This window comes from Psychrobacter sp. (genome assembly GCF_030457785.1).
Classification (GTDB): Bacteria; Pseudomonadota; Gammaproteobacteria; order Pseudomonadales; family Moraxellaceae; genus Psychrobacter.
This window is the reverse complement of record NZ_JAKDUI010000245.1, coordinates 1-3,563: the sequence shown is the minus strand read 5'-3', so window position 1 is coordinate 3,563 and position 3,563 is coordinate 1. Positions and strand designations below refer to the sequence as shown.

General features: G+C 45.7%; 1 protein-coding gene and 2 pseudogenes. 2 read left to right on the top strand and 1 reads right to left on the bottom strand.

Translation table 11 applies throughout. From position 1 onward, the window contains the following. Window positions 1–55: 55 nt before the first annotated feature. A pseudogene (locus L0J61_RS10030) lies at window positions 56–583 on the top strand (IS3 family transposase); the annotation flags it as partial. A 212-nt stretch (window positions 584–795) separates the two neighbouring features. Here L0J61_RS10030 and L0J61_RS10025 read toward each other — a convergent pair. After that, window positions 796–2,952 carry a heavy metal translocating P-type ATPase gene (locus L0J61_RS10025; protein WP_301466303.1) on the bottom strand — a complete coding sequence of 719 codons (2,157 nt, stop codon included), beginning with the start codon at window positions 2,950–2,952 and terminating at the stop codon, window positions 796–798. Window positions 2,953–3,090: 138 nt separating this feature from the next. On the opposite strand from L0J61_RS10025, the pseudogene L0J61_RS10020 reads away from it, so the two are divergent. After that, window positions 3,091–3,291: pseudogene (locus L0J61_RS10020) on the top strand (MerR family transcriptional regulator); the annotation flags it as partial. Window positions 3,292–3,563: the final 272 nt, after the last annotated feature.

The following is a 3,563-nucleotide window of genomic DNA, read 5'->3' as shown; positions in this document are numbered from 1 at the left end:
TCGTTAACTGCTCGTGCTTGGGCGCAACTTTAATTGTTGGGTTTGGTATTACTTAAACGTGTTAGATCAGCAGTTTGACGCTAAGCGGCCTAACGAATCTTGGGTCAGTGACATTACTTATATCTGGACAAATGAGGGCTGGCTGTACTTAGCAGGAGTAAAAGATCTATACACCAAAGAGCTGGTTGGCTACGCCATTAATAAACGCATGACTGCTGATTTAGTCTGTCGTGCACTAAATATGGCAATCAAGAACAGACGACCAGGCAAAGGGCTGATTGTGCACTCTGATAGAGGCAGTCAGTACTGTAGCCACGCTTATCACAAGATCATCAAGCAGCATCAGTTTACAGGCTCAATGAGTGCTAAAGGCAACTGCTTTGACAACGCACCCATAGAAAGCTTCTGGGGCATATTAAAGAACGAGCTGGTGTATCACCAAGACTATAAGACAAGATTTGCCGCCATTACCGATATCATTGGATATATTGAACTATATTACAACCAAACGAGAACTCAAAAGGGCTTGGGCTATAAATCGCCAAGACAGATCTGGTTTGATTATTATCGTCAGGCTGCGTAACTAAAATCTCCCAAGTTCATGTGTATGGATTTGACGGCAGGGGTCAGAGAGGATTCAGTTGGTAAAAACAAACTCAGGGCTTGATGAAGATCTTTGCCGGCTCCTACTTTTTTTCTCAACGATATGCAGAGATTAAAACTCTAATCTCCTTATATTAAGCAGAGAAATACTGATTAAATAACGCATGCTGATGTGTTATTCACGGCATATCACTAGTGCTTAAACCCTTTAAAACGTAGTAAGCGCAGAGCATTAAGCGTAACCAGCACCGTTGCACCAGCATCAGCCATGACAGCGATCCACAACCCAGTAACGCCTAATATAGTCGTGATTAAAAAAAGTCCTTTTAGACCTAATGCAAAAAAGACGTTTTGATGGATGTTGGTCATGGTAGCGCGTGATAGAGCAATTAAATGTGCCACATCGACAACACGACTTTTTAACAATGCGATATCAGCGGTTTCAATAGCCACATCGGTGCCACCGCCCATGGCGATGCCGACATGAGCGGTGGCTAGTGCTGGCGCATCGTTAATGCCATCACCTACCATCGCTATTTTGCAATCAGCTTTCATGTCATTGAGCAAACGCAGTTTATCTTCAGGCAAAAGCTCAGCCTGCCACTCTATATCCAAATCGCTAGCAAGCGCTTGTGCTGTCAGATGGTTGTCTCCTGTCAGCATGACAGAATGAACACCCATCGCTTTGAGCTGTGCCACGCCATCAGCAGCATCTTCTCGTAACTCGTCTCGCAACGCGATTAATCCCATTGCTGTGCGACTTTGCTCATCGAATAAAACTGAAACCGTTTTACCCTCATTTTGCAGCACCTCAATCTGAGCCTGCTGTTCAGGAGAAATCCTAGACCTCTCAGCAGCATAAACGGGAGAGCCGATGGCTAATGTACGACCATTGATGGTGCCATGTACCGCTTTACCCGCAGTAGCCGAAGCATTAGAAGCAACTGGTACGACAACATTGGCCGTTTCAGCATGGCTCACGATAGCTTTGGCAAGTGGATGACTAGAGCCCGACTCTACACTCGCAAAAAGCGCCAATATGTCATGGTGATTTTGAAAGTCTTGACCTTGAATACTTGAGACGTCTTGTCTAAAGGCAATGACGTCGGTTACGTGTGGCTCACCCTCAGTCAACGTTCCTGTCTTATCAAAAGCGACAGTGTTGACTTGACCAATAGTCTCTAAGGCACTGCCCCCTTTGATCAAAAGCCCACGGCGGGCGCCAACAGCCAAACCCGATGCGATAGCAGCAGGTGTTGATAATACGAGCGCGCAAGGACAAGCGATTAGCAATAGTGCCAGGCCGCGATACAACCAAGTCGCCCACTCGCCTCCCATTACCAACGGTGGAACGACAATAATCAATGCGGCAATGGCCATCACTGCTGGCGTATAGTAGCGACTAAATTTCTCAATAAAACGAGCGGTGGGCGCTTTGGAGGATTGAGCTTGCTCTACCAAATCAATAATGCGCGCAATGGTATTATCAGCCGCTGTTTTCTCTACCCGTACTTGCAAGACCCCATCGACATTGATCGACCCTGCAAATACCTCATCGCCTATTGTTTTTGTCACGGGGACCGACTCTCCAGTAATTGGCGAATCATTAAGGCTAGAAGTTCCTTGAACAATAATCCCGTCGGCCGCAACGCTATCACCAGGACGCACGAGCACCGGATCATCTACTTGTAGTGAAGTTGCCGCGACAATTCGCTGCTTGCCTTGCGCGTCCAGTAAAATGGCAGTTTTTGGCACTAAAGACGCCAAAGCCTTAATACCCGCGCGAGCGCGATCAGCGGCGACACTTTCAAGCAGCTCACCGACCGAAAATAAAAAGACAACGGCGGCAGCCTCCTCAGCTTCGCCTATGATGAGTGCGCCAATTGCCGCCACAGACATGAGCATCTCAATAGAGAAAACTGAGCCTAATTTTGCCAATACTAGAGCTTTACGCGCAAAGGGAAATACACCTATTATCACCGCGACAGCAAATGCCCAGACGCCAAAATCAGAAAAAATGAGTGATAGCACGTAGGCGGCACTCATTAACAAACCCAGACCAACGACCTGTTTGCCTTTTATGGTTTGCCACCACTGCTGTGATTCCAGCGATTTATCACTACCTGTTAGAGTCTTCGAGTTTGAGCTACTAGATACACCAAATCCTAAACTTTTAATGGCTTTTTCGATATCACCCGATTGAGTTTTGGCATCGGGCGCTAGCGACAACTCTAATTTTTGTGTGGCGAAGTTCAACTGAATGTCAGAAACGCCAGGCAGTCGTGCCAACGCTGTTTCGATCTTGCCAACACAACTGGCACAGTCCATACCTTCGATGTGATATTGCATAAGAGATTCTCCATTGAATAACGCCAGCATAAACCCTATAGTGGCTTCAGGGTCAAGAAGTTTTATCTCTTCTAATAGATTTTAATATCAAAAGCCATTAATGCTTTAAACCTTTAAAATATGGAGATCTGTATGCCAATGAAAATAGGAGCGCTTGCCAAGCGCACTGGCGCAACGGTAGAAACCATCCGCTATTACGAAAAGGAGCAGCTATTACCAGAGCCATCTCGCAGCTCTGGTAATTATCGTTTGTATAATGAGGCGCACATGGATCGGCTACAATTTATCTTGCATTGCCGTACGCTTGATATGACGCTGGATGAAGTGAGAATCTTACTACAATATCGGGTGGTGTGTCAAAAAGTATGCTGATTAAAACTTGAACAATTTTTGAAGCCTTGAAAGCCCTATAGAATCAGAGAACTTAGCATAGATTTCTTATTGACTTCTATCGCCAGCATACTTTTTAGAACACCACCCATTGATGATGTCGTCAATATATTCTTAGCTAGGAATCGCTCAGATTTGCTGTTCTAAAGTATCAGTATCAACGTCAGTGAACCGCCCCGAGATTGTCGGAGACTCAACTTTCTGAGAGAATACGACAATGA

Coding starts and splice junctions, on each gene's coding strand:
- L0J61_RS10025 (WP_301466303.1), bottom strand. CDS start 2,952: ATGCAATATCACATCGAAGGTATGGACTGTGCCAGTTGTGTTGGCAAG.